General features: G+C 53.2%; 23 protein-coding genes. 16 read left to right on the forward strand and 7 right to left on the reverse strand.

What is annotated here, in order from left to right:
- Positions 1-32 precede the first annotated feature (32 nt).
- Entirely contained in the window at positions 33-1943 is a 1911-nt protein-coding gene (htpG, locus tag ACO0LM_RS10215; RefSeq protein ID WP_423036726.1) for a molecular chaperone HtpG, read from the reverse strand.
- Positions 1944-2202: 259 nt separating this feature from the next.
- Between htpG and ACO0LM_RS10220 the strand changes: the two genes are divergently transcribed.
- Positions 2203-2991, forward strand: a complete 789-nt coding sequence (locus ACO0LM_RS10220; protein ID WP_423036728.1) for a substrate-binding periplasmic protein — start codon at positions 2203-2205, stop codon at positions 2989-2991.
- 339 nt (positions 2992-3330) lie between these two features.
- On the forward strand, positions 3331-5409 hold the full coding sequence (locus ACO0LM_RS10225; RefSeq protein WP_423036730.1) for a TonB-dependent receptor plug domain-containing protein: 2079 nt from the start codon (positions 3331-3333) through the stop codon (positions 5407-5409).
- Positions 5410-5458: 49 nt separating this feature from the next.
- Here the strand turns inward: ACO0LM_RS10225 and cysS are convergent, their stop codons facing one another.
- On the reverse strand, positions 5459-6832 hold the full coding sequence (gene cysS, locus ACO0LM_RS10230) for a cysteine--tRNA ligase (protein WP_423036732.1): 1374 nt from the start codon (positions 6830-6832) through the stop codon (positions 5459-5461).
- A gap of 389 nt (positions 6833-7221) precedes the next feature.
- Between cysS and ACO0LM_RS10235 the strand changes: the two genes are divergently transcribed.
- Positions 7222-8307, forward strand: coding sequence for a GGDEF domain-containing protein (locus ACO0LM_RS10235; RefSeq protein ID WP_423036734.1), 1086 nt, complete (start codon positions 7222-7224; stop codon positions 8305-8307).
- Positions 8308-8357: 50 nt separating this feature from the next.
- Positions 8358-9014, forward strand: a complete 657-nt coding sequence (gene leuE / locus ACO0LM_RS10240; protein WP_423036737.1) for a leucine efflux protein LeuE — start codon at positions 8358-8360, stop codon at positions 9012-9014.
- A 44-nt stretch (positions 9015-9058) separates the two neighbouring features.
- Here the strand turns inward: leuE and ACO0LM_RS10245 are convergent, their stop codons facing one another.
- Entirely contained in the window at positions 9059-10480 is a 1422-nt protein-coding gene (locus ACO0LM_RS10245) for a PLP-dependent aminotransferase family protein (protein ID WP_423036739.1), read from the reverse strand.
- A gap of 206 nt (positions 10481-10686) precedes the next feature.
- On the opposite strand from ACO0LM_RS10245, the gene ACO0LM_RS10250 reads away from it, so the two are divergent.
- The 5 genes from ACO0LM_RS10250 to ACO0LM_RS10270 are packed head-to-tail and all read left to right on the forward strand — an operon-like array spanning position 10687 to position 14166.
- Positions 10687-11298, forward strand: coding sequence for a LysE family translocator (locus ACO0LM_RS10250; protein ID WP_423036741.1), 612 nt, complete (start codon positions 10687-10689; stop codon positions 11296-11298).
- 52 nt (positions 11299-11350) lie between these two features.
- On the forward strand, positions 11351-12223 hold the full coding sequence (locus ACO0LM_RS10255; RefSeq protein ID WP_423036743.1) for a DMT family transporter: 873 nt from the start codon (positions 11351-11353) through the stop codon (positions 12221-12223).
- 19 nt (positions 12224-12242) lie between these two features.
- A complete protein-coding gene (locus ACO0LM_RS10260) occupies positions 12243-12413 on the forward strand; it encodes a hypothetical protein (protein ID WP_423036745.1) in 171 nt (56 codons plus the stop codon).
- A 45-nt stretch (positions 12414-12458) separates the two neighbouring features.
- Complete coding sequence (locus ACO0LM_RS10265; RefSeq protein ID WP_423036747.1) at positions 12459-12917, forward strand: RidA family protein; 459 nt, start codon at positions 12459-12461, stop codon at positions 12915-12917.
- A 55-nt stretch (positions 12918-12972) separates the two neighbouring features.
- A complete protein-coding gene (locus tag ACO0LM_RS10270; RefSeq protein WP_422987211.1) occupies positions 12973-14166 on the forward strand; it encodes a PLP-dependent aminotransferase family protein in 1194 nt (397 codons plus the stop codon).
- 103 nt (positions 14167-14269) lie between these two features.
- Here ACO0LM_RS10270 and ACO0LM_RS10275 read toward each other — a convergent pair whose 3' ends face one another.
- The 3 genes from ACO0LM_RS10275 to ACO0LM_RS10285 all read right to left on the reverse strand — a co-directional run bounded on the left by ACO0LM_RS10275 (position 14270) and on the right by ACO0LM_RS10285 (position 17144).
- The gene (locus ACO0LM_RS10275) at positions 14270-15256 is read right to left on the reverse strand and encodes an MDR family oxidoreductase (protein WP_423036749.1); all 987 of its coding nucleotides are present in this window, start codon (positions 15254-15256) and stop codon (positions 14270-14272) included.
- Between the two features lie 73 nt (positions 15257-15329).
- Entirely contained in the window at positions 15330-16163 is an 834-nt protein-coding gene (locus ACO0LM_RS10280) for an alpha/beta fold hydrolase (protein WP_423036787.1), read from the reverse strand.
- 198 nt (positions 16164-16361) lie between these two features.
- Positions 16362-17144: an SDR family NAD(P)-dependent oxidoreductase gene (locus ACO0LM_RS10285; RefSeq protein ID WP_423036751.1), complete on the reverse strand. Its 783-nt coding sequence runs from the start codon at positions 17142-17144 to the stop codon at positions 16362-16364.
- A 317-nt stretch (positions 17145-17461) separates the two neighbouring features.
- Between ACO0LM_RS10285 and ACO0LM_RS10290 the strand changes: the two genes are divergently transcribed.
- From ACO0LM_RS10290 to ACO0LM_RS10320, 7 genes are all read left to right on the forward strand, one after another.
- Positions 17462-18073 (forward strand): TetR/AcrR family transcriptional regulator, encoded by a 612-nt coding sequence (locus ACO0LM_RS10290; protein WP_423036753.1) that lies wholly within the window; start codon positions 17462-17464, stop codon positions 18071-18073.
- Between the two features lie 127 nt (positions 18074-18200).
- Positions 18201-18809 (forward strand): glycine zipper 2TM domain-containing protein, encoded by a 609-nt coding sequence (locus ACO0LM_RS10295; RefSeq protein WP_423036755.1) that lies wholly within the window; start codon positions 18201-18203, stop codon positions 18807-18809.
- Positions 18810-18998: 189 nt separating this feature from the next.
- A complete protein-coding gene (locus ACO0LM_RS10300; protein ID WP_423036757.1) occupies positions 18999-19835 on the forward strand; it encodes a substrate-binding periplasmic protein in 837 nt (278 codons plus the stop codon).
- 81 nt (positions 19836-19916) lie between these two features.
- On the forward strand, positions 19917-21854 hold the full coding sequence (locus ACO0LM_RS10305) for an ATP-binding protein (RefSeq protein ID WP_423036759.1): 1938 nt from the start codon (positions 19917-19919) through the stop codon (positions 21852-21854).
- A gap of 50 nt (positions 21855-21904) precedes the next feature.
- A complete protein-coding gene (locus ACO0LM_RS10310; RefSeq protein WP_423036761.1) occupies positions 21905-22618 on the forward strand; it encodes a pseudouridine synthase in 714 nt (237 codons plus the stop codon).
- A 132-nt stretch (positions 22619-22750) separates the two neighbouring features.
- On the forward strand, positions 22751-23365 hold the full coding sequence (locus tag ACO0LM_RS10315; protein WP_423036763.1) for a ParA family protein: 615 nt from the start codon (positions 22751-22753) through the stop codon (positions 23363-23365).
- A gap of 155 nt (positions 23366-23520) precedes the next feature.
- Positions 23521-24141, forward strand: coding sequence for a lysophospholipid acyltransferase family protein (locus ACO0LM_RS10320; RefSeq protein WP_423036765.1), 621 nt, complete (start codon positions 23521-23523; stop codon positions 24139-24141).
- A 43-nt stretch (positions 24142-24184) separates the two neighbouring features.
- Here ACO0LM_RS10320 and ACO0LM_RS10325 read toward each other — a convergent pair whose 3' ends face one another.
- Entirely contained in the window at positions 24185-25270 is a 1086-nt protein-coding gene (locus ACO0LM_RS10325) for an acyltransferase family protein (RefSeq protein WP_423036767.1), read from the reverse strand.
- Between the last annotated feature and the right edge of the window lie 211 nt (positions 25271-25481).

Below are 25481 nucleotides of genomic sequence, written 5' to 3' on the forward strand. Positions count from 1 at the left end.
GAACTGAGTCCGTTTTTTTTTGAGTGAATTGTTTATTTGTCCAACAACAATTCATTCAGGCGTTTCACGAAACCGCTAGGATCGCTCAGGTTGCCGCCTTCGGCCAGCAGGGCCTGGTCAAACAGGATGTGTGACCAGTCACTGAATTTTGCTTCTTCATATTTCAATTTCTGAACCAGCGGATGCTCAGGATTGATTTCCAGAATAGGCTTGGATTCTGGCGCGCTTTGGCCTGCAGCTTTCAACATGCGTGCCAGATTGCCAGACAAATCATGTTCATCTGCGACCAGGCAGGCTGGTGAATCAGTCAGGCGGAACGTCACGCGTACATCCTTGGCTTTGTCGGCCAGCGCTGTTTTCATTTTTTCGACCAGGTCTTTGAACTCGGTCTGCGTTTCTTCATGCTGTTTCTTTTCAGCTTCATCTTCCAGTTGGCCCAGATCCAGGCCACCTTTGGCGACTGATGCCAGTTCCTTGCCTTCGAAGTCGTTGAGGAAGGACAACATCCATTCATCCACGCGATCAGTCAGCAACAAGACTTCGACACCTTTTTTGCGGAAGATTTCCAGGTGCGGGCTGTTCTTGGCTGTGGCATAGCTTTCTGCCGTCACATAGTAAATCTTGTCCTGGCCTTCTTTGGCGCGCGCCAGGTAATCTTGCAGTGAGACATTCTGCACATCGCTGTCATTGTGGGTGGACGCAAAGCGCAGCAGTTTGGCGACGCGTTCCTTGTTGGCGCTGTCTTCGCCTACGCCTTCTTTCAGCACCTGACCGAATTCTTTCCAGAAGGTCGCGTACTTGTCTTTCCTGGCCTGTGCATCGTCATCACCATCGGCATTTGCCAGGTCTTCCAGCATGCCCAGTACGCGTTTTGTCGAGCCTTCGCGAATCGCCTTGATGTCGCGGCTTTCCTGCAAGATTTCGCGGGAGACATTCAAAGGCAGGTCATTCGAATCAATGACACCTTTGACAAAGCGCAGATAGACCGGCATCAGTTGTTCGGCATCATCCATGATGAAGACGCGCTTCACATACAGTTTGATGCCACCACGCTTGTTGCGGTCCCACATGTCAAACGGCGCACGTGCCGGGATATACAGCAATTGTGTATATTCGCTGCGGCCTTCAACACGGTTATGCGTATGCGTCAGCGGAGCAGTGTAGTCATGCGAGACATGCTTGTAGAACTCGTCATACTGCTCAGGCGTGATGTCGGACTTGCTGCGGGCCCACAAGGCGCTGGCCTGGTTGATGGTTTCCAGCTCATCTTTCAATACCTGTTCTTTTTTCTCTTCATCCCATTCTTCTTTCTGCATTTTGATAGGCAGTGAGATATGGTCGGAATAGGTACGGATCACGGATTTCAGTTTCCATGCCGACAAAAACTCATCTTCGCCTTCACGCAGGTGCAGGGTGATGCTGGTGCCACGAGCTTCTTTAACGATGTCTTCGACACTGAAGTCGCCCGCGCCTTCGGATTCCCAGCGTACGGCCTGGTCTGCAGGCAGACCGGCGCGACGGGTTTCTACGGTAATGCGGTCGGCAACGATAAAGCCAGAGTAAAAGCCAACGCCGAACTGGCCTATCATGGCCGCGTCTTTTTGCTGGTCACCCGACAGTTTGCCGAAAAATTCCTTGGTGCCGGATTTGGCGATGGTGCCCAGATGTTCAATGGTATCGGCCTTGCTCATGCCTATGCCATTGTCGGTGATGGTGATGGTACGTGCGTCCTTGTTGAAGCTGACCTGGATCTGCAGATCTGGGTCACTTTCAAACAGGCTGGCATCATTGATGGCTTCAAAGCGCAGTTTGTCTGCCGCATCGGAAGCGTTAGAGATCAGTTCACGCAAAAAGATTTCCTTGTTTGAATACAAGGAATGGATCATCAACTGCAAGAGTTGTTTGACTTCGGCCTGAAAGCCCAGGGTTTGCTTTTCTGACATGGTTTCCCTCAAAGATTTCATTGATGTTTTATGGGTATTTCGCTTGCCGCTTTTTATTGCAACATTGATTTTGCAGACGGTAGGTGAGGCCGCTTTAGTGGATTTCAAGATCGTTGTAGAAAAAACATGAAATATTTATTCTTTCCGCACAGACATTGATTGCAGATATATGGATATTTGTGTTTTTTGCAAAAAATTACTAAACTTTCATCAATGGCTGACTAGCTTTTTGCTATTGCCAAGTTCATGGAGTGACTGAATGTTGCTTAAGGTGTTGCTTAAGGCAGTGAATGTGTTTGGTTTTTTTCTGCTGTGCGGATATGCCCCGCTTGTCGTGGCGGCAAACCTGTACCTGACAGAAGTGGCACCTTTTGCCTTTGCCAGGGATAGCAAGGATGGCAAGAACGTTTATGATGGTATCAATGTGCGCATAGTGAACGAATTGCGCAGGCGGTCAGGCGTGTCCATAGAGTTGCAGATCGTGCCCAGTTCCCGTCATGTGGCGATGTTTCCGGCTGACAAAGAAGCGTATAGCATTTCCCAGGCTGAAAATTTTTCTGACCTGGATGGCGTTATCTTGTCAGAGGTAACGCAATATCCCATCGTCGTTGTCGCGCAACGTGGTGCAACTCTGAAAAATTTCGATGACCTGATTGCCCTGTCTGCAGAAAAAGGCATAGGCATGATGCGCAGGCTGAGTTATGGCAGCTTCGGGCAGGACGAGCGAATCAGAAAGGTTGAAATCAATACCCTGGAAAATGGCTTGCGCATGCTGGAAGCTGGCCGCATTTCCGGCATCGTCGGCAGCCAGCCGGCCATTATGGCTGCCGTAGAAAGAAATGCGTCGACCCAGTTATTGGGATTGGGGCCTAGCCTGGTGATTGCCTATGGTTCCCATGTGATGCGGGTGCGGCCGGAATTTGCTTCCAGCACCACCTCAAAAGTATTGAGCGCAAACCTGCTGGCGATGAAGAATGATGGCAGCATCGCCCGCATCGTCGATGAGTTTTTGAAATACACCAAATCAGGATTGCTGCCAGCAAAATAGCTGCCCGGTCACTTCTTGCTCAGTCACCTCTTGCTTAGTCAGGTCTGCTTCATCACTTCAATATGGGCTTTGGTCACACGCTGATTTTGCTATTGTTTTGCTCACTTCATAATCCCTGCTGTTTCCCCGGTTTCTCTGTCGAAGCTGGCCCTCACATTATTTCTGTCCCACCTGATCATCGCCATGTCCAAGTTTGTTTCAAGTCGTCCCGTTTCGTGTCTTCCATCACGCACCTCTTGCCTGTATTGCAGAGCATGCATCAAGACCGGAATCACTGCCGGAATCACCGGCCTCGGAAGCGCGATTCTGTTCTGGAGTGCCCATCTTCACGCTGCGGATGTGCCAGCTAAAAAAGACGATGTAGTGCAAACGGTGGAGGTGGCTGGACCAGGTGCAAGCACCCAAAGAAAAAACGATACCGCCGCCAAAATCATCATTAATGCAGCGGAATTATTGCAGTATGGTGATGCGCAACTGTCTTCAGTTCTGAAGCGCCAGCCCGGTATTTCCGTGGTCGGAAATGAACTGCGCATGCGTGGCCTGGGTTCTGGCTACACGCAGATATTACTGAATGGTGATGCGGTCGCCCCCGGGTTTTCCATAGACAGCATTGCACCCGAGTTGATAGAACGGGTAGAAATCTTGCGAACGACGACTGCAGAATTCAGTGCCCAGGCAGTGGCCGGTACTATCAACATCATTCTGAAAAAAGGTGTGAGCAGTGCCAGGAAAGAATTCAAGTTCAGCCTTGCCCGTAGCGAACATAACTGGAACCCTGCGCTGGCTCTGGAAGTGGCCGACAAGAATGCAGGTTTTTCTTATGCCGTCACCGGCACTTTGTCAAAAACTGGCTACGAGAATGCACGGGTAGTGACTGAGAGTATCGATGGCACCGCTAGCCAGGCCAAGACCCTGCGTTTCATACAGCAAAAAAATTGGGCTGATTTCTGGCGTCTGGGGCTCACGCCACGTCTGAACTGGAACCTGGACAATGGCGATACATTGAGCTGGCAAAGCCTGATTGATTATTATCGCAATGTGAACTGGGGGCGTGATCATGAAACCCTGCAGGAGGGAGAGCACACGCTGTACCCGGACAATAATTACCGTGCTTCTTCACATACTGGTCTGTTACGGTCTGACCTCAACTGGGCGCACAGAATCAATGCAGACAGCAAGCTGAATGCGAAGCTGGGCCTGAGTTATAACAAGCGCGAGACGGATTACAACTTCTATGGTTACCCCGAGAAGCAGGAACTGCCTTTCAATCGTCATGTAGTCTCGAATGCGATAGACAGCAGTGTCAGCACCAGCGGCAAATACCTGAGCCGCTTTCGCGATGACCATAGCCTGGCCCTTGGGTGGGATGCAGCACTGACGCAACGTAGCGAAGCACGTCTGCAATTTGACCGCCAGCCGGGCAGCAAGGTGGTGGACGAATTGAATGAAGATTACAAGGCCCATGTACGCCGCCTGGCCTTGTTTGCCCAGGATGAATGGGATGTAACAAATCGCCTGCAAGCCTATCTGGGGTTGCGCTGGGAAGGTCTGAATACCGAAACCGCAGGGCGGCTGATGTCGGCAGTGCAGACCAGGTCCAGTGTCTGGAGCCCGGTCATGCAATTATTGTGGAAGCTGCCAGAGCAGGAAAAAGACCAGTTGCGCTTTGCGCTGTCCCGTACCTACAAGGCACCGACACCGCGCAGCCTGGTACCGCGTCGCTATACCGCGAATAATGATAATGGCCCGAACAATCCTGACTACCAGGGCAATCCCCAGCTCTTGCCGGAACTGGCCTGGGGCGCAGATCTGGCGTATGAATCCTATTTTGCCAAAAACAGCATGTTCAGCCTGTCTGCCTATGCCAAACAGGTGCAGGATGTGACGGTGCAAAACCTGTATGAAAAAGATAAAGTCTGGATTACCTCTCCCTATAATCACGGTACAGCCAAAGTGATGGGCATAGAGTTTGACGCAAAAGTAGCGCTGCAGAATTGGCTGGCTGCTGCGCCACCGCTAGAAGTGCGCCTGAATGCGGCACGCAACTGGTCCAGGCTGGATGCGATACCTGGCCCGGATAATCGCCTGACTGACCAGGTGCCCCTGACTGCTAATTGGGGGATGGACTACAAGCGTAGCGAGCAGCAATCATTTGGTTTCAATTTTAATCTGCAGACAGGTGGCAATGTGCAAGTCACGTCTGGTTTGCGCAACTATACCGGCGTCAGTCGTAATCTGGACTTGTACGCTGTGTGGAAGCTGGAAAATAAAATGCACCTGCGCCTGTCAGTAAGCAATCTCTTGCATCAGGATGTGCTGCAGGCTTCGCAATATAGTGATCAGGATGGCCGCAAGCTGCGTAGCGCGGTGACACCGGGCAGTACCACGATACGCCTGCAGTTTGAAAAGGGTTTGTAAAAAAATGGGGAAACGATGGTTTCCCCAGGTGGTGTATGACTGTTAAGCTTTATAGCGCCTTGATCTGCATGCCCTCGGTTTTATCCTCGACTTCATAGCCTAGTGCATGCAGCTCGCCACGCAGGCGATCTGCCTCGGCCCAGTTCTTGGCCTTGCGCGCAGCCTGGCGTTGTTCTGCCAGGTTTTGCACTTCCGCCGGAATTGCCAGCACGGCGGGTTGCCATTGCGCCAGACCCAGGCCAAACACTTGGTCGAATGCTGTCAGCGTAGCTTTTTTGTCGGCATCAGGCAAATCAGCTTTCAGCATTTCCCAAACCAGTGCCAAAGCACGCGGGACATTCAGATCTTCATTGATGAAGGCAGTGAATTTCTCGCGGTATTCGGCACTGACATTGCCGCCTTCTGGCCACGCGTGGTAAGTTTCGCGCAAGCGTTGCAAGGCGGTTTGTGCCGACAGCAGGGCTTCAAAGCTGAACTGCATCTGGCTGCGGTAATGTGCAGTCAGGCACAGGTAGCGATATGCCAGCGGATCGATATGTTGATCGAGCAGGGTTTGCAGGCGCAAAAATTCACCGCTGGATTTGGACATCTTGCCAGAATCGATTTGCAGGAAATAACCATGCATCCAGAAGTTGGCCAGGCGGGTACCATGGCAAGCCTGGTTTTGCGCTATCTCATTGCTATGATGAATGGCGATATGGTCTTCACCACCGCAATGGATGTCAAACCAGGGCGTCAGGTACTTGGCCGACATGGCGGAGCATTCTATATGCCAGCCGGGGAACCCACGGCCCCAGGGGCTATCCCATTCCATTTGACGGTGTTCATCCGGTGGGCTGAATTTCCACAGGGCGAAGTCGGTGGCATGCAGTTTTTCACCCAGGTCAACACGGCTACCAGCCTTGATGGCATCGCGCTTGATGCGCGCCAGGAAACCATAGTCATCCTGCTTGCTGGTGTCAAAATAAATGCCATCGCTGGTGCGATAGGTATAGCCATTTTTTTCTATGGCTGCGATGAAATCGATTTGTTCAGCGATATGGTCGGTGGCCTTGCACCAGATGGCTGGTTCCAGGATGTGCAGGCGCTGCAAGTCATCCTTGAAGGCAGCTGTAAAGCGGTCTGCAATCTGCCAGGCAGATTCACCGGCTTTGCGGCTGCCTTTTTCCATCTTGTCTTCACCATCATCACCGTCGGACACCAGATGACCCACATCGGTGATGTTGATGACATGACGCACGGTGTAGTTATTCCATTCCAGGACCCGACGCAGCAAGTCTTCAAACAGATAGGTGCGCAGGTTGCCGATGTGGGCATAGTCATACACGGTAGGACCGCAGCAATACAGGCCCACCCAGTCTTTGTTCAATGGGCTGAAGGGGCGCAGGCGGCGTTCCCAATTGTCGTAGAGAAGTATGTCCATCTTGTTATAAAAATATGAAATTGAAAATGTGGTGGGTGAGGCCTGGAGCATCGCAGAGTCGGACCAGGCCTGTCTGCGTTAATTGTGCAGACTCAACAACAAGGACAGCTAGCTTGGAAGACCGGTGCGCTGATTGCTGCGGTGGTCGGCGTGACGATGTTTGCGCGCGCACACATGGCTGACACAGGCGCGTCGCCTATGCAATGTTTAACATGTTGCTGCGGCAAGTGGGGCATATAATTAAGTAAGACTTTATCTGGCTGATCTGAAGCGATGGAAATTCAGAGTGAGAATGTAGCATAGATATGCGCAGATGGCCAAATGCAGTATCAAATGAGTAATTTTGGTCTGGAAATTAACATCATTAAAATTCAGTTTGTGGAATCTAAATGAACTACAAAGATGTCAGCGAAGAGAATTATCGTTCTCAATATACGAAGCAAGACCGGGCGCAGGTACGCCGGGTGGTACGCATCATGTTGTGGGCATTCTTGCCGCTGGCACTGGTGGATATATTGTTTCATGATGTCGGCTGGACGCTGGCTGCTCTGTTGTTGCTGCGCTTGTCGGTGCTGGCGTATTCGCTGTGGCTGATCAGACAATATGCGCGGGTGGAAAATGTACCTGTGCTGGATCGCTATGCCCTGCACTGGATAGTGATGGTATTGCTGACACAATTCATCAGCAATGCCTGTCTGCCGCGTGATTATTTCGGGCATTACATGGTGGATGCCTGGTTGCTGCTGATGGCCTTTATTTCCTTGCCGCTGGCCTTGAACCAGTTGCGTGTTCCCTTGTTTGCATTTGCAGCAGCATCCTGTTTCTTGCTGCTGTATAAGCAAGCCAGCACGTTTTCCCTGGCGGCCAGCGTGGTGCTGATCTTGCCCGCCGTTGCCATTACCGGCCATGCGGTTGCCACCTATGTGCATAGATACAGAAGAAAATTGCTGAGTGCCGAAGAGGAACTGGAAAGACAGGCCAACACCGACCCGGTCACTGGGGTAGCCAACTGGCGCGAGTTCATGCGTGTTTCCGATGTTGAGCTGCAGCGCCATACACGTCTTGGCAAGCAGTTATCGGTTCTGGTGCTGGATCTGAGTGATTTCAAACATATCAATGACGTCCATGGACCACAGGTGGGCGATGTCATCCTGGTCGAGGTTAGCCGGCGTGTCAAACGTGCCATGCGTTCCTATGACTGCATTGCCCGTTATAGCGGGGAAGAATTCTGCGTCCTGTTGCCGGAAGCATCAGCCGAAGATGCCGATAGAATTGCTGACCGCGCACATGCCACCGTGGTGGCCATGCCTATTTCTGTATCCGGCAGGGAAATGAAGATCAGCGCGACAGTACGCACGGCAACCCTGCGTGAAGGGGATACTGCCCTTAGCCTGATGCGCAGGGCTGGTGAGGCTTTGGTCCGGCACGAGCAGGAAGCAAGACAAACTGTTAATCTTGAGGCTGTATCCGTATAAGTGGTAGCAAACATACGGCATCGTTCAGCTATCTGTGAGGGCAGGAAAAAATGAGTTTTTATGGCGTAACCGATTTGTGGACGTATGTGCTGGGGGCATTGGGTATCGTCTTGTTGCCAGGACCGAATTCCATCTATGTACTGGCAGTTGCTACCGCACGTGGTGTGCGTGAGGGTTATAAAGGGGCCATGGGTATTTTTGTCGGTGACAGCGTCTTGCTGATGCTGACTGCGCTGGGGGCCGCAGGTATCTTGCGTACTTACCCGGCCTTATTCCTGGTGGTGAAATATGCAGGTGCGGCTTACCTGGCCTGGGTGGGTATCAATCTGATCTGGGCGGCTGTCCAAAAGTGGCGCAACAAAACCGCAACGGTGACTGAAAGCCAGGCGGTTGCGGTGAATATGCAAAACCCGTTCAAACGCGCACTGGTGATCAGTTTGCTGAACCCCAAGGCGATTTTGTTCCTGCTGTCTTTCTTTGTGCAATTCATTGATCCGAACTACCCGACACCGGCGATTCCCTTTCTTATCCTCAGCGCGGTGGTGATGGTGTTCAGTTCATTGTATTTGTCGGTATTGATTTTTCTGGGTGCACGCCTGGCACGCGGTTTTAGCCAGCGTCGTCGTTTGTCGGCCAGCCTGTCCAGTGGTGTTGGTAGCCTGTTTGTCTGGTTTGGCGTCAAGCTGGCGAATGCCAGCCTGCATTGAAATTTGCTTGAAATTTGCCTCACAAAAGCGCGAATACACAGCGATCAACCCACTTCGCGTTTCAAAAATTCCCACACACCAGGATCGGACATTGCGGCGATATTGATGCGCATCCTGGTGGACGGTAACTGGTTAGGTGAAAACAGGCTGCCGGGTGCCAGCAAGTAACCTTGCTCCATGGCTTTCTCTGTCAGTTTGTTGGTGTCGCAGCCAGTCTCTGTCCACAAGAACATGCCTGCCGGCGTGCGGTAGTCCACCTTCATTCCCAGTTGTTCAATGCGCTTGGTGATGTCGTCACGCACGCCATCGAGTTTGACGCGTATGCGGTCGACATGCTTGCGGTAATGTCCTTCTGACAGGATTTTGTAGACGACCCGTTCACCAATTTCGGTCGTGGTCAGGGTTGACAGCATTTTGCGGTCAGCCAGGCGTATCGCCAGTTCAGGCGAGGTGGCGATGAAGCCGACGCGCAGATTTGCCGCCAGTGTCTTGGAAAAACCACCCAGATAGATCACCCTGTGCAACTGGTCCAGTGCGGCGATGCGCGTCGCTGCCTGCACCGCCGCGCCGGGATGCATGTCGCAGTACACATCATCCTCAACCACGATGAAATCATGCTCTTCTGCGGTTTTCAAGACCTGGAAAGCCTTGGCGGCGGACAGGGAAGTCGAGGTCGGATTGTGCAAAACCGAGTTGATGATATACAGCTTGGGCTTGTGCAAGGCGGCCAGTTCTGCCAGTTTGGCCACATCCGGACCATCATGCAGACGTGGTATGCCGATCACCTTGGTGCCAAGGATGGCGAAAGAACCAAACATCAGAAACCAGGCAGGATCATCCACGAAGATGGTGTCGCCGGGCTGGGTGAATTCGCGCGCTACCAGGTCCAGCGCCTGGGTGACGCCACTGGTCATGACGATCTGTTCAGGTGAAGCGGCAATTTCCAGTTCGGCCAGTTTCAATTGCAACTGCTGACGCAGCGGCAAGAAACCTTGTGGGGTGCCGTAATGCAGTAACAGGTTCTGGTTCAGGCGGCTGATAGCCCGCAGGCCATTGGCCACCAGTTCACCATCCAGCCAGTCATGCGGCAAGACGCCTGATCCCGGCATTTTTTGCGGTGGTAACTGGCGAAACATATTGCGTACCAGCCATACCACGTCAAGTTGCTGGGTGGGTGCGATCGTCTGCGTTGTGCTTGGCACATTGTTGAGCATGGAAGCACGTTCGCGCACAAAAAAACCTGCCCCGCGACGCGACTCCAGATAACCCTTGGCAACCAGCCTGTCATAGGCTTCCACCACGGTAAAACGCGACACCACCTGCTCATCGGCAAACTGGCGTATCGACGGCATGCGTGCCCCTGTGCGCAACAATTTGTCGTCGATGCGATTCGCCACCGCATTGACGATTTGTTCTACCAGTGAGCCGCCAGAGTCGCGCGAGATATAAAAGGTCGGTGTCAGCATGCCATGTCTCCGTGCTGTAATGGATGAAGGACCATTACAGTATGAATATTATTGGTTGTAGTGTATTGGTACTGTATTGGTTTTTGCGTTTAGGATAGCACAACACCAAAACAAAAAACGGAGAATCACGATGGGCGAGACACATACATGCTGCCGGTATTCAAGCCTGACTACAAGCCTGCCCCGTACGACAGGGAGGGCTTGATATGGCGTTCGATACCCTGATGGCATTTGCCCTGTTTGCCCTGGTTTCTTCCATCACCCCTGGCCCGAATAACCTGATGTTGCTGGCTTCAGGCGTGAATTTCGGTTTTCGTGCCACTTTGCCACATATGATGGGCATCAACATGGGTTTCATGATCTTGGTGCTGGCCGTGGGCGTGGGCCTGGCCGGCCTGTTTGCGGTTTTCCCCTGGCTGTATGTCGTCTTGAAATGGGTTGGCGCAGCTTACCTGCTGTATTTGGCCTGGAATATCGCCAATGCCGGGCCGCTGGAAAACAAGACGCAGGAAGAGGCACATACAGCGAGCCCCATGAGTTTCCTGGGTGCGGCTGCGTTTCAATGGATCAATCCCAAAGCCTGGATCATGGCACTGGGTGCTTTCAGTACGTATGTCCCTGCCGCCAGCGGTTTTTGGATAGTCGCTTTGGCAGCAGGCCTGTTTGCCCTGATCAATTTACCGAGTATCAGCTTGTGGGTGCTGTTTGGTGCCAAAGTCAGGCATTTGCTGAAGGTGGAACGTAATCTGCGTATCTTCAACTATGGCATGGCCTTGCTGCTGGTGTTGTCGCTGTACCCCATGCTGGTGACTGCATAATTATGGATAACACCGCACGCAACAACTTATTTACTAAACAAGCAGGCGCGCTATGGTGATACAGGAAAACAAGGGCATGGTATTGGGCCTGGTCGGGGTCGTCATCTTCAGCCTGACCCTGCCGTTTACCCGCATGGCAGTGGCAGAACTGAACCCGGTGTTCGTGGCGCTGGGGCGGGCCGTGGTGGCCGCCTGTTGTTCCGGCATATTGTTATGGATGCAGGGCGGCAAGTGGCCGCAACGTGCGCAAATGAAACCACTGCTGATTACGGCACTGGGTGTGGTGGTGGGTTTCCCCTTGTTCAGTTCTATCGCGATGGCCCATGTGCCCGCTTCACACGGGGCTATCGTGCTGGGCATCCTGCCACTGGCAACGGCCTTGTTTGCGGCACTGCGCTTTAATGAAAAACCATCTACGGGCTTTTGGCTGATGGCCTTGCTGGGTAGCTGCCTGGTGATTGTGTTTGCCCTGATGCAGGGGGGCGGCTCTTTCCAGATGGCTGACCTGGCCTTGTTCGTGGCCGTGATCGCCGCTGCCATGGGTTATGCCGAAGGCGGGCGCCTGTCGCAAAGCATGGGCGGACAACAGGTGATTTCCTGGGCTCTGCTGCTGGCGATGCCGGTATTGTTGCCCATAACACTGTGGCTGGGCTGGCACTATGGGGTACAGGCGTCGGGCCGGGCCTGGGCCGGGTTTGCCTACGTATCTGTATTTTCCATGTTTATCGGTTTTTTCTTTTGGTATAAGGCGCTGGCGCTGGGGGGGATTGCCCGGGTCGGGCAAGTGCAATTGCTGCAACCTTTTTTGAGCTTGCTTGGCGCCGCCCTGATACTGGGCGAGACCCTGAGTGGCAGGGAAATCCTGTTCGCCCTGGCGGTGATCGTGGTGGTGGGCTTTGGCAGGCGCATGAATATTCAGCGCTGAAACGACTTGAAAAAATGCCATGACCAAATTTAATCTGCCTCCAGTGCCAGCTTTGGGGGTGTCAATCGGGGTGGCAGGGGCTTACAATAGAGGTCTGATAAAGAAGATTTCTACTGTCCCTTGGCCGGTGAGCGAGATTCTTCATTTTGCAAAAGTAGATTTTTTTGCAAAAAACAATAATTTAATTTAATCAAGTAGGCCAGTGCGGGCTGTCCAACTTTTCCTGGAAAAACACATGTCATTTTATGCAAAGCTTCAAGCACTGAACATTGAACTGCCAGCAGTAGCCGCACCGGCTGCCGCTTATGTGATGTATGCACAAACCGGAAATACGGTTTTCCTCTCTGGTCATATTGCCAAAAAAGAGGGCAAGCCATGGGTAGGTCAACTAGGTAAAAACATTACGACTGAAGAAGGCAAGCTGGCAGCACGTGCCGTGGCGATTGACCTGATCGCCACCTTGCAGGCTGCTTGCGGCGGCGACCTGAACCGCGTCAAACGCATCGTCAAAGTCATGAGCCTGGTGAATTCCACGCCTGACTATATCGAGCAACATCTGGTGACCAATGGGGCATCCGAATTGATAGGCGAAATTTTTGGTGAGCAGGGCAAGCATGCGCGCTCAGCATTCGGTGTGGCGCAAATCCCTCTGGGTGCGTGCGTGGAAATCGAATTGATCGCCGAAATCGACTGAATTTTATAAAACGATAACCTGCCTGTGATGGCAATCCTTATATAGTGAGACCAGCATGAAACTTGAGAATCCCAGCCCGATAGATTGGAAATTTTCCCAACGTGCAGAGCAGTTGCAAAGCTCGGCCATCCGCGAAATTCTGAAAGTGACCATGCGTCCTGAAGTCATTTCTTTCGCTGGTGGATTGCCATCCCCTGAAACTTTCCCGGTAGAGCGCATGCGCGCTGCCTTTGACAAAGTATTGTCACAACAGGGTAAGTCGGCCCTGCAATACGGCCCTACCGATGGCTATGCACCGCTGCGCGAATTTCTGGCTGATTCTTTGTCCACCAGTGATTCCAAAATCCTGCCCGATCAATTGCTGATGGTATCCGGCTCGCAACAGGGCCTGGACCTGATCGGCAAAGTACTGGTCGATGAAGGCAGTAAAGTACTGGTGGAAACGCCCAGCTACCTGGGTGCCTTGCAGGCATTTTCTGTGTATCGTCCTGAATTTGAATCGGTGGATACCGATGAGCACGGCGTTGTACCGGCATCTGTCGCCGCCAAGGGTGCCGGCGCGCGCCTGATGTATGCCTTGCCGAATTTCCAGAACCCTACTGGCCGCACCCTGTCCGTGGAACGTCGCTTTGAACTGGTGGAAACTTGCGCACGCATGGGTATACCGCTGATCGAAGACAATCCTTACGGTGATCTTTGCTATAGCGGCGAACCTTTGCCCAAGATGCTGAACATGAATCCGGGTGGTGTGATCTATATGGGTTCCTTCTCCAAGGTGCTGACACCCGGCATACGGCTTGGTTATGTGGTTGGCCCTACACCCCTGATACGCAAGCTGGAACAAGCCAAGCAGGCGGCAGATTTGCATACAGCGCAATTGACACAGATGGTAGTGCATGAAGTCATCAAGGATGGTTTCCTGACCGAGCATATTCCTACCATCCGTGCTTTGTATGCCAAGCAATGCAATGCCATGCTGGAAGCCATGAGCAAACATTTTCCTGAAAGCGTGCAGTGGACCCGGCCAGAAGGCGGTATGTTCATCTGGGTCACCCTGCCTGCGCATATGGACAGCAAGCAATTGCTGGATGAAGCGATTCTGCAAAACGTGGCCTTTGTTCCAGGCGGCCCTTTCTATGCCAATAACCCGGCCCCGAATACCTTCCGCCTGTCGTTCGTGACCGTGTCGCCAGAACGTATCAATGAAGGCGTGGAAAAACTCGGCAAGCTGATCAAGGCAAAACTGTAAGCGTCCCTGTTGCCCTCAGTACAGACCCGCCAGATGGCGGGTTTTTTTTAACTGTGACGTTCGCGCCGAATGCGGCTGATCGGGGGTGTAGTGCTACCGGCCTTCACGCGTTGACGTCCACGACCGTGCGGCCACGCACCTGGCCTTGGAGTACCGGGCCTGCAAGGCCGGGCACTTCGGCCAGGCCGACCACCTGCGTAGCGCGTGCCAGCTTGCCCAAGTCCAGATCGGTGGCCAGACGTGCCCATGCCTGCAGCCGCACGTCCTGCGGCGCATTGACCGAGTCGATACCGGCCAGGGTCACGTTGCGCAAAATGAAGGGCAGCACCGAGCCGGGCAGGTCTGCACCCTGTGCCAGCCCGAAGGCCGCCACCGCACCGCGGTAGCGGGTTTGCGCCAACACGTTGACCAGTGTGTGGCTGCCCACCGAGTCAATCGCGCCGGCCCAGCGTTCCTTGGCGATCGGCGTGCCCGGTTCGGACAGCGTGCGGCGGTCGATGATCTCAGCCGCACCCAGCTCGCGCAGGTAGTCAGACTCCTCCAGCCGCCCGGTCGAGGCGAGCACCCGATAACCCAGCCTGGACAGCAAAGCGATAGCGATGGACCCGGATCCACCACCGGCCCCAGTCACCAGCACATCGCCTTTGTCCGGCGTCACTCCTGCATGTTCCAGCGCGAGCACTGACAGCATCGCGGTGTACCCTGCCGTGCCGATGGCCATGGCATCGCGGGTTGAAAACACCTCAGGCAGTTTGACCAGCCAGTCGCCGCTGACACGCGCCTTCTGCGCGAAACCGCCATGGTGGGTTTGGCTCAGGCCCCAGCCGTTGGCGACAACGCGGTCACCCACCGCGAATCCTGCGTGCGACGAGGCTTCCACGGTGCCCGAGAAGTCAATGCCCGGAATCAGCGGAAACTGGCGTATCACCGGCGAGCGGCCACTGACCGCCATCGCGTCCTTGTAGTTCACTGTCGAATAGTCGATTGCGACAGTGACGTCGCCCGGCATCAGGTCAGCTTCATCGAAGTCGACCAGGGTGGTGGAAATCACATCGCCCGTCTTGGTGGTAAGCAGCGCCTTGAATGTCATGGTCATTTCTCCTTTGGGGGGTACAGGGTTGGTATGTTAAGCATCATTCAGGATAGCAAAAAAAGATGAAAGCTCAGTTCGCCAGGAATGCCAGCACTTTGGGTACGAAGTCCTCGTGGTACTGGAACACTCCACCATGGCCAGCATCAGGGTAGATGATCAACTGGCTATGCAGCAGGCGCTTGGCGAGGTCATATGAATTGCTGGTCGGAACCATCCGATCGTCATCGCCATTGACCACAAGAACTGGTTGCCTGACGACCGAGAGATCGGCTGGCTGCTTCTGCCCCCACGCGCCGAGCGCCTGAAGCTGCGCCACGTAGGCCCGCACTGTGATTTCCTTGTCGCGGTTATCGCTGCGCTCTTGCAAGCGCTTCAGGAAGAATTTCCCTGCCTCGATACCGTTCGGCGTGCGCGTGAAAAAGAGATACTGCTTAGGATCCTGGCCGGTGAAGGTCGCACGGAGCAAGTCGTAGTTCGCCACACCCGCTACATTGCTGATACCCGGACCACCCGCAGGTCCGGTGCCGGCCAGGATCAGTTTTCGTACCAGATTGGGCTCCTTCAGCACAATCTCCTGCGCGATCATTCCTCCCATCGAGAAGCCGAACAGATCGACCTGTTTGAATCCCTTGGCCTTGATGAAAGTGATGGCGTCGTCCGCCATTTGTTCAATCGTGTTTGCAGGCGTGCCTGTGGATGCACCGACGCCCCGATTGTCGAATGCAACGACGTGATGCTTTGTGGAAAACCCATCAAGCATTCGGGGATCCCAGTTGTCCAGGACGGCGGCCAGGTGGACCAGAAACACCACCGGAGTGCCGCCGTTGTGTTGCCCGAGTTCACGGTACGCGAAGTCCACGCCACCGGCAGACAGGCTCTGCGTAGGCACATCCTTCCACGTCATCCCCTGCGGCGTGGCCGCAGTGGCCGCTGTGGTCACATTGACGTCCGCCGCAATCGCATCGCTGGCAACAGCAAGCGGTGAAAAAAGCGGTGAAACCAGCGCTGCGGTCAGCGCAAGGAGGCAAAGGGTAGTTTTTAGTAGTGACGGCATGGCGTGGATCTGCGGGTAAGGTTGGGGTGAAAACGGTCGGGGTCAGGCTTATGGCCGATAGCGCTCGGCCACCTTCGCTTGTTGAAGATCCGAAAGCAGCGCCTGCCGCGCGGTATCGAGAGCGTCCCAGCGTGCAGCGGTTTGCAGCGGCGGAATGGTGACGAGTTCACGGCGATCAAAGCCGACCAGCGCAGCGTCAACCAGGTCGTCTACTTTCATCATTTCGGCGTAGGCACTGATGTCGATGCCCGCACGGTCCCAAATCTCAGTGTAGGTGCCTGCGGGAAGCACGGCTTGGACATACACGCCTTTGGGTGAGAGTTCCAGGTGCAGGCCCTGCGAAAGAAACAGTACGAAGGCCTTGGTTGCGCCATAGACCGACATGTTGAATTCAGGTGCCAGGCCAACGACTGAGCTGATGTTGATGATTGCACCTTTACCAGCACCTGCCAAGCGCGGAGCAACTGCGTTTGAGAGCCGCGCCAGTGCCGTGATGTTGAGCGCAATGACCCGCTCGACCTGATCGGGGGTCTGTTCGATGAAGCTGCCAGACTGTGCCATCCCCGCATTATTGATCAGTGTTGCTATGCGTTCGTCATCACGCAGACGTGCTTCGACGAGGAGCAGGTCACTGGATTTGGTAAGGTCAGCAGGCAAGACATCGACGGCAACGGCATGTTCCAGGCGCAGGCGGGCCGCCAGGGCATCCAGTCGCACTTTGTCGCGTGCCACTAGCACGAGGTCGTGGCCGCGCCGCGCGAAACGCTCGGCGTAGGTGGCACCAATGCCGGTGGAGGCACCTGTAATAAGAACGGAGGTAGATGTAGTCATGTGTTTTCTCTCTGGGTGATGAGGGGGTAATGCCCCCTATGGGTGATATCTAAATTGAGGCTGCAACTACGCGCGGCCCCGCTGACCTTACTGGGCGTTAGCGTCTGCAAGGCTTGGGTAGTCGACATGGCCTTTACCGCCACCGCCCAGCTTGTAAGCATCGAAAAGTGTGTTCTTGGTCATGTCGTTTCAGCCTCAGGTGTTGGGAATTTCTGCAATGATGACGATCATAATCTAATTTGTCAAGGCTTTGATTACGATTGACATCAATATATAATGAGGCCTTCATGCATGCATAAACCCACCGAGGACGAGAAATGAAGATCACCAGGGCCCAGGCGCAAGCCAACCGGGCGCATGTTGTCGAGACGGCATCCACCCTGTTTCGGGAGCGCGGCTACGATGGGGTTGGCGTTGCCGATCTGATGGCTGCTGCTGGCTTTACCCACGGCGGTTTCTACAAGCACTTCCGCTCCAAGGCCGACCTGATGGCGGAATCGGCAGCCTGCGCCATCACACAAGCTGCGGCGCAGACCGCTGGGGTGGATATGTCGGAGTTCGTGCGGATTTATCTGTCGCGCACGCACCGCGACGGCCGTGGGACCGGCTGTACGATGGCTGCGTTGTGCGGGGATGCCGTGCGTCAACCGGAAGCTGTCCGGACCACGTTTGCAGTCGGCATTGAGAGCCTGCTGGCTGCACTGAGCCAGCAAGACATTTCGCTGGAGGGGGCAGACGCAGGCCAGGCGCGAGCCAGATCCCTCGACATACTGGCGCACGCGGTCGGTGCCATTGTCATGTCGCGCGCCTGCCCGGACGATGCGCCCCTGGCCGACGAAATCCTGTCCATCTGCCGCGACAAGATACTGGCGTCACTGAGCCCATCCGCTACAACGAGCACGCCTGTGGGTGCGCGCGCCACCAGTTAAGCTCTGGTTTAATGTAGGACAGGAACTGTCAATTATTGTAATTTAAGTCATCAATTTTCCTTTATCGACGTTATGGGTAATATATTTCACCCCGTTATACCAATTTTGATTAATTAAGGAGCTTTACATGAACAAGAAAGTGCTGATAGCCAGCCTGATGTTGACTGCAGTGACTGGCGCATTTGCGCAAAATCCTACAGCCAAGCAACGTTATGCCGAAGAAAGCAAACGCGCTTCTGTCCGCTATAACGATGATAAAAAACTGTGCGCTGACGCTTCCACTTCATCGGCCAGAATGCAATGCCTGCGTGATGCCAGGGCTGAATACAATGCCGCACTGGCCCAGGCCAAACAAAACATGAGCAAGCCCCTGCCGGTATCGGCTGCCAGGGCAGAACCGATATGCCCTGAATGTGGCAAAGTGGTGGCGGTAGAGATGGCCGAGAAGGAAGGCGAGGGCGGTGCACTGGGTGTGATTGCCGGTGGTGTCGCCGGTGCCTTGCTGGGTAACCAGGTAGGTGGTGGTACTGGACGTGACCTGGCCACTATTGCCGGTGCCGCAGGTGGTGCCCTGGCTGGCCACAAAATTGAGCAAAAAGTAAAAACGACCAAGGTCTGGAATGTTACGGTCGTGTTTGAAGGTGGTAACAGGCAGACCTATAGTTTTGAGCATGACCCCGGCATGGTTTCCGGTGATCTGGTGAGAACTAACGGCAACAGTATCGCCAGACGTTAAACCGGGCATATCCGGCCTGGAAACGCATGCTTGTGGTGCGTGACGACGGGCAAATTGACCGGTAAAAGCCGGTCAATTATTTTCTTTTTGGAAACCGTTCCTTAAGCACAACTACATTCTTGCCAAGCCTAATTCCAGCAGTTAGACTTAATCGACTATTCACCCCATTCTTGCTGAGAAGGTTGTGCTATGAAGCGGTACTCTTGCAACGCTACGCCTTCCAATAGTGCTGCGCGGCAACTGATGCGCTGGATGCTACTGGCAGCATTGATGACAGTAGGTTTTTCTGCCCACGCGAATGAATCCTGCAAGGGCTTGCTGGCAACCGGCAATCCTGAATATCCTCCCTATCTGTGGCGTGACCCTGAAGATGAAAATCGTCTGATAGGTGCCAATGCCGAATGGATGCAACTGCTGTCCAAGGAAATCGGTGTGCCCATTGATGTGAAATATGTCGGCCCCTGGGGCAGGGTGCAGGAAGAAGCAAAATTGGGCCGTGTCGATTTGTTGGCCGGTGCATTCTTTACCCAGCCACGGCTGGAATACATGGATTATTTCTATCCGGCTTTTCGTGAAACCCGCACCGTGATCTGGACGCGCAGCAATTTCAATCTGCCTTACAAGAAATGGGCAGATCTGGCTGGCAAACAGGGTGTGACGGTGATCAATAATAGTTTTGGTGAAGAGTTCGACCGCTATGCCAAGGAATCACTGAAAATTTCCATGGTGCCCAGCCTGGAACAGGCCTTGAAGATGTTGAGCCTGTCGCGTGCCGATTATCTGATCTATGAAGAAGACCCTGGCCTGGCCTATGTAGCCAAGCTGAATATTACGGGACTGAAAACGGTCTCACCGCCCATCACGAATGAAAATCTGTATCTGACTCTGTCGCATAAATCACCCTGCAATACACCAGAAATGCGCGGGCGAATTGCCAAGGCCGTATATAAACTGGATAAACAGAACGTGATGAATAAATTGATAGTGTCGAATATACAGTTATGGCGCAAGCAGCAATCGAAGTAGCTGCCGCTGACAACAGGTAATCCATTGCGTACGCTTTCTCTCAGACAAATTCTTATTCTTGGTGTTGTAGTGGGGATAGTGTTGCCAGCGACCGTGCTGGGGCGTTTTCTGGTGCAAGACCGCTATGAGCGTGAGTTGCAATTACGTGTACGTAATCCGATGTCGCAATATGCCGACATGTTGTCCAGGGCCATGGCGGTACCCGTCTGGACGCTGGACAAGGCAGTGGCGAATCAATTTATCCAGGCCGTCATGCGCAATCCCGAAGTGGTCAGCGTTGAAGTATTTGACGAATCCAAATCCATCTTTGCGCGTAGCGCCAAATTCAAAAAAGCGGATGCCAAATTCCTGCACGAGGAAAGACCCATCCTGCTGGAAGGCAAAGTGATCGGCACGGTCATGCTGGAACTGACCACAGAACACATAGAAAAAGAATTGTGGACCGACTTTCTCAAACTGGGGCTGGCCTTGGTGGTGCAGGTGGTGTTTTCATTCATCCTGATCTGGTTTCTGTTCGAGCGGCGTATCGTCAGGCCGATACAGGAATTGCAACTGGCGACGGGCCGGCTGGCACGCGGCAAACTGGATCAACCGCTGGAATGGCTGCGGCAGGATGAAATCGGTAACCTGGCGCAGGGGCTGGATAAAATGCGCCTGAACCTGGGGCGTTTAATCACAGAACGCGAAGCCCAAAACATTGTCTTGCAACAGGAATTGAATGAGCGCTTGCGTGCCGAGCAGGCACTGAAGATTACCGAAGAAAAATTCATCGGCATCTTCCAGGCATCCCCGGTCGCCATGACAGTCTTGCGCAAGGCACAGCACTACAGCATGATCGACGTCAATGATGCATGGGTCAGGCAGTTTTTGTGGTCACATGATGAAATTCTGGGTGATGCCGACACCCAGCAAGCTTTATGGCGCAGTGAAAATGATTTCTTTGAAATTCTGCGTATTGTTGAGCGCGATGGCGAAATCCACGATTACGAAGCCTGGCTGACTTGTGGCCGGCAAGAAAAAATCATTCTCTGCCAGGTATCGGGGCGCATGATACGGCTGGGAAATGAGCCTCTGATCATCCTGGTGCAGGAAGACATTACCGAAAAACGCCAGAACGAACAAGAAATCCGGAACATGAATACGACGCTGGAAAGACGGGTATCAGAAAGAACCCAGGCACTGGAAGCAGCCAATAGCGAATTGACAGTGGTGCTGGAAAACCTGCAGCGCGCCCAGCGCGAGCTGTTGCGTACCGAAAAAATGGCGGCACTCGGTTCGCTGGTGGCAGGCATTGCGCATGAACTAAATACCCCTATCGGTACCAGTGTCACGGTGGCCAGTACGCTGGCACAGCATACCGATGATGTCCTGCTCGAATTTGACAAGGGCATGCGCCGCTCGGTACTGGAAGAATATCTAAGGAATGCCAAGACCGGGGCTGACTTGCTGTTACGTAACTTGAGCAAGGCATCAGAATTGGTGATCAGCTTCAAGCAGGTAGCGGTAGACCGCACCAGTGCCAACCGTCGCCTGTTTGCCCTGGATGAAATGTTGTCTGAACTGATCGTCACGCTGGGGCCGACTATACGCAAGACACGTCACGATATCATCCTCAAGGTGCCACCCAAACTGATGATGGACAGTTATCCCGGACCTTTGGGGCAGGTGCTCACTAACTTGATCAACAATGCCTTCATCCATGCGTTTGAAGGTGATTATCGCGGGACTGTGTCTATCACAGCACGGGTAGTCGATGAGAAATTTGCAGAAATCGTCGTCAGCGATGATGGCAAGGGGATACTGGAAGCAAATCTTGGCCGCATTTTTGACCCCTTCTTTACCACCAGACTGGGGCAAGGTGGTAGCGGTCTGGGTTTGAATATTGCCTATAACCTGGTTAGCGAAGTGCTATGTGGCAATATCGTGGTGGAAAGTGCGCTGAATAAGGGAACCAGTTTCAGAATCACCCTGCCGCTGTCACCAAAACTGAATGACGATGAGCAAGACAGCGCCGAATGAAAGCCGGGACCGGCTAGCGTGGTAGTGGCTACATCTGATAAAGTCGCGTCATGACAAAATTAAGCTTAGATAAAATCTTGCAGTCGCAAGGATTTGGAACCCGGAAATACTGTCGCGATCTGGTGGAAGACGGCGAAGTGAGCGTGAATGGCGAAGTGGTACGCAGTACCAAGATGAGCTTTGAAACCAGTGAGCTGGAATTCCATATTTTTGATGAAGACTGGAAATACCGTGAACGCGTGTATATCGTGCTCAATAAACCGCCGAATTTTGAATGCTCGCGCAAGCCCAGTCATCACCCCGGCGTGTTGACGCTGTTGCCCGAACAATTTAGCTGGCGTGACGTACAGCCGGTTGGACGTCTGGACCATGACACGACCGGCATGTTGCTGATGTCGGATGACGGACCGTTTATTCATACGCAATCTTCACCCAAACGGCATGTGCCCAAGGTGTACCAGGCAACTACCGCAGAGCCGGTGACAGAGGAACTGGTCAAGTTGTTGTTGCAAGGCGTTAAACTGCATGATGAACCTGCTCCACTGGCAGCAGTGCATTGCCAGAAGCTGGATGAGTATCTGATAGAAATCGTGCTGGAACAGGGCAAGTATCACCAGGTCAAGCGCATGCTGGCAGCAGCAGGCAACCATTGCGCCGCCTTGCAGCGCACCGCTTTAGGCAAGCTGACGCTGGCTTCGCTGGGCATTGCGGAAGGTGAATGGTGTTACTTGACACCCGAACAACTGGGCTTGCTGGTACCATAAGGATAGTAAAGACAATAAGTCAGTATCGCTGTAGATGGTTTGCTTGTAGTTTGTTGGTTTCAACCATGAAATCGGGAAGCACAACTGCTGTTTGGCAGGTATCGCTTCCGTGAATTGAATAAAGGAACGCACATGCCAGTCATTGCCATTGTCAATCCCAAGGGCGGGGTAGGAAAAAGCACGGTTGCTACCAATCTGGCGGGTTATTTTGCTGCGCAGGGGCACAAGGTGATGCTGGGCGATACCGATATACAGCAATCATCGCGTACCTGGCTGTCTTTACGCCCCGCCAACCTGGCTGTTATCCATCCCTGGGATATTGCCGACGGCAATGTGTTGAAACCACCCAAAGGAACCACCCATGTGGTGCTGGATACCCCGGCCGGCTTGAAGGGTAGCAAGCTGGAAGCGGTGCTGAAACTGGCTGACAAGGTCATCGTCCCTTTGCAGGCGTCGATTTTTGATATTCTGGCGACCGAGGATTTTTTGAAATCCCTGTCCAAAATGAAGCTGAACGGCCAGATAGGCATACTAGGCATGCGGGTGAATACCCGCAGCCGTGCCGCCGATCAGTTGGACCATTATGTTGGCCAACTGGGTTTGCCGGTGCTGGGATTTTTGCGCGATACCCAGAACTACATACAACTGGCCGCCCATGGCGCCACACTGTGGGATGTGGCTCCATCCCGCGTCGAGAAGGACTTGCCGCAGTGGGAAGAAGTCTTGAAGTGGCTGAAGAATAGTTAGTGTTGATTGTTCTGGTGCCTGGGAAATGCGTATGACAACTTCGTGAAATTTGGAAAAACTTCCCGATTTACTCCCCTCTATTTGCCGTAGATCACTATAATGCCGCTTGCTTGAAGAGAAGGCAAAATTCTCTTTTGTGATCAAAGACTTACGGCATGCATCTTACTATTTTTGAAACTCCCCTCATCAATGCGTTCGTGCGCTATCTGTCTCTCTTGGGTTTGCGCCTGGCAGGATGGAAAGTCGAGGGCATCGTCCCGACAGAGCAGAAATATGTATTGATCGCGGCACCGCATACCAGCAACTGGGATTTCCCGGTCACGCTGGCAGTCTGTTTTGCCTTGCGCCTGCGTGTGTACTGGATGGGCAAGTCCAGCCTGTTTCCACCTGTCATAGGCGGCATCATGCGCTGGCTCGGCGGGATTGCGGTAGACCGTAGCAAATCCGGCAATCTGGTACAGGGTACGGTGGATGCCTTCAATGAGAATCAGCGATTGACGGTGATCGTGCCGCCAGAAGGAACCCGGGACAAGGTAACGCACTGGAAAACCGGCTTTTATTACATCGCCGTGGGCGCGGGCGTTCCTATCGCACTGGGATACCTGGATTTCAAGCGTAAAGCTGGTGGCATAGGCAAGATGTTTGTGCCTACAGGGGATATCGCGGTCGACATGGCGCAGATTCAAGAGTTCTATTGCGGTATTTCAGGCAAGAACCCCCAGCAGTTTGATAGCGAAACGATACAGACTGGCAAGCAGAATCAGCGCAGGGATTAAAAGCAGCTTGGCCATGTCAGTGCATGGCCATTGCTTGCTGCCTCTAAGGTTCCTGCAAGGCTTTTTCAGCCGGTTCCGGCGTGGCCGCAGTCTCAGGGGCCAGTTTGCCGCTGTTGTTCTGGGCTGTCAGCAGCCAGCTCATGGGGTTCAGAATAAAGCGTTTGGTCAGCGCTTCGCATTTTTCATGCGCGCACAGCCAGACGATGGCCATCGATACCAGAGCAGAAATCAGCAGTGCCAGTCCGTTGTCAAGCTTGAAGATATGCCGCAAGACGCCTGTTTCCTGCAAGATGATCAGCGCCATGCCATGCCATACCAGCACATAAATCGAGCGTTGACCGATGCCGGACAGACGCAAATTCTTTTGTGCCAGCAAATACAGGACAGACAGGCCAATGACGGTTGAAACCGCATATTGCAGTAACTGGTATGCCGAACCGGCCAGCGTCGCCATTTCCAGCCTGTGCAGGGAATAACTGCCATAGAACCAGCGATAATCAAAATCGCTTTGCAGCATGAAAGAACCGATGAAGGCGGCCATTACCACGATGGCGCTGAAGATCAGCTTGCCTTTTTTCTTGTCTGACAGCCCACGATGACCAAGTTGCCAACCCAATAAAAAATACGGGAAGAAGACCAGCGTCCTTGATGCACCAAGGAAATAACCCGCATGTTCAGAATAGCTACCCACCAAAGACAACGCCAGTGCCAGCATGACCGGGAACTGTATGCGCGCAAATAGCGGCAATAGCAAACGCCAGCACAGCAAACTCAGCAGATACCAAAGCATCCAGTAAGGTGCCACCAGATTGGCATACACGCTGACGCTACCCCTGAGGGCAAATTCTGTCAGCTCATAAATGATTTCAAAGGCCAGCAAGGGCGCGAGTACGCCAGAAATCAGCTGGCTGGCACTTTTTTCATTCCATTGTGCTTTGGAAAACATGCCAGACATGAGTGCAAACATCGGCATGTGAAAGGCGTAAACAAAAATCCAGATGGAACGCAAAACATGATCTTCACCGACATATATTTCAATCAGATGGCCAAAAACCACCAGAAATATCAAAACGGCTTTGATATTGTCTATGCTGGAATTTCGGTCGGAAAGAGTGGGGGAACTTGACATGCGATTAATACAAATGCTTGAAATGTCGTCATGATAGCGAAATCAGCTAGTGTTTTACACTCTTAGTTTGTAACCAAATTTGATTTTAAGTTACCGGATATCATTTTTTTGGACAAAATTACCACCCCGGTTTTATCAAACGGTCACTTAATTTAAGTAAAATACAGGGAACTTATGCGGGATTATCTTCTCAAAAAGTTTCCACATGGAA

This window comes from Undibacterium sp. Di26W, from assembly GCF_049340265.1.
In the GTDB taxonomy this organism is placed as follows: Bacteria; Pseudomonadota; Gammaproteobacteria; order Burkholderiales; family Burkholderiaceae_D; genus Undibacterium.

Excerpts from the sequence above, each read along its gene's own strand:
- ACO0LM_RS10300 (WP_423036757.1), top strand. The coding sequence starts at position 18,999 with ATGAAGCGGTACTCTTGCAACGCTACGCCTTCCAATAGTGCTGCGCGG.
- ACO0LM_RS10250 (WP_423036741.1), top strand. The coding sequence starts at position 10,687 with ATGGCGTTCGATACCCTGATGGCATTTGCCCTGTTTGCCCTGGTTTCT.
- ACO0LM_RS10245 (WP_423036739.1), bottom strand. The coding sequence starts at position 10,480 with ATGCTGACACCGACCTTTTATATCTCGCGCGACTCTGGCGGCTCACTG.
- ACO0LM_RS10295 (WP_423036755.1), top strand. The coding sequence starts at position 18,201 with ATGAACAAGAAAGTGCTGATAGCCAGCCTGATGTTGACTGCAGTGACT.
- ACO0LM_RS10270 (WP_422987211.1), top strand. The coding sequence starts at position 12,973 with ATGAAACTTGAGAATCCCAGCCCGATAGATTGGAAATTTTCCCAACGT.
- ACO0LM_RS10320 (WP_423036765.1), top strand. The coding sequence starts at position 23,521 with ATGCATCTTACTATTTTTGAAACTCCCCTCATCAATGCGTTCGTGCGC.
- ACO0LM_RS10280 (WP_423036787.1), bottom strand. The coding sequence starts at position 16,163 with ATGACGTGGAAGGATGTGCCTACGCAGAGCCTGTCTGCCGGTGGCGTG.
- ACO0LM_RS10260 (WP_423036745.1), top strand. The coding sequence starts at position 12,243 with ATGACCAAATTTAATCTGCCTCCAGTGCCAGCTTTGGGGGTGTCAATC.
- ACO0LM_RS10255 (WP_423036743.1), top strand. The coding sequence starts at position 11,351 with ATGGTGATACAGGAAAACAAGGGCATGGTATTGGGCCTGGTCGGGGTC.
- ACO0LM_RS10325 (WP_423036767.1), bottom strand. The coding sequence starts at position 25,270 with ATGTCAAGTTCCCCCACTCTTTCCGACCGAAATTCCAGCATAGACAAT.
- cysS (WP_423036732.1), bottom strand. The coding sequence starts at position 6,832 with ATGGACATACTTCTCTACGACAATTGGGAACGCCGCCTGCGCCCCTTC.
- ACO0LM_RS10290 (WP_423036753.1), top strand. The coding sequence starts at position 17,462 with ATGAAGATCACCAGGGCCCAGGCGCAAGCCAACCGGGCGCATGTTGTC.
- ACO0LM_RS10315 (WP_423036763.1), top strand. The coding sequence starts at position 22,751 with ATGCCAGTCATTGCCATTGTCAATCCCAAGGGCGGGGTAGGAAAAAGC.
- ACO0LM_RS10220 (WP_423036728.1), top strand. The coding sequence starts at position 2,203 with ATGTTGCTTAAGGTGTTGCTTAAGGCAGTGAATGTGTTTGGTTTTTTT.
- htpG (WP_423036726.1), bottom strand. The coding sequence starts at position 1,943 with ATGTCAGAAAAGCAAACCCTGGGCTTTCAGGCCGAAGTCAAACAACTC.
- ACO0LM_RS10285 (WP_423036751.1), bottom strand. The coding sequence starts at position 17,144 with ATGACTACATCTACCTCCGTTCTTATTACAGGTGCCTCCACCGGCATT.
- ACO0LM_RS10235 (WP_423036734.1), top strand. The coding sequence starts at position 7,222 with ATGAACTACAAAGATGTCAGCGAAGAGAATTATCGTTCTCAATATACG.
- ACO0LM_RS10275 (WP_423036749.1), bottom strand. The coding sequence starts at position 15,256 with ATGACATTCAAGGCGCTGCTTACCACCAAGACGGGCGATGTGATTTCC.
- ACO0LM_RS10265 (WP_423036747.1), top strand. The coding sequence starts at position 12,459 with ATGTCATTTTATGCAAAGCTTCAAGCACTGAACATTGAACTGCCAGCA.
- leuE (WP_423036737.1), top strand. The coding sequence starts at position 8,358 with ATGAGTTTTTATGGCGTAACCGATTTGTGGACGTATGTGCTGGGGGCA.
- ACO0LM_RS10310 (WP_423036761.1), top strand. The coding sequence starts at position 21,905 with ATGACAAAATTAAGCTTAGATAAAATCTTGCAGTCGCAAGGATTTGGA.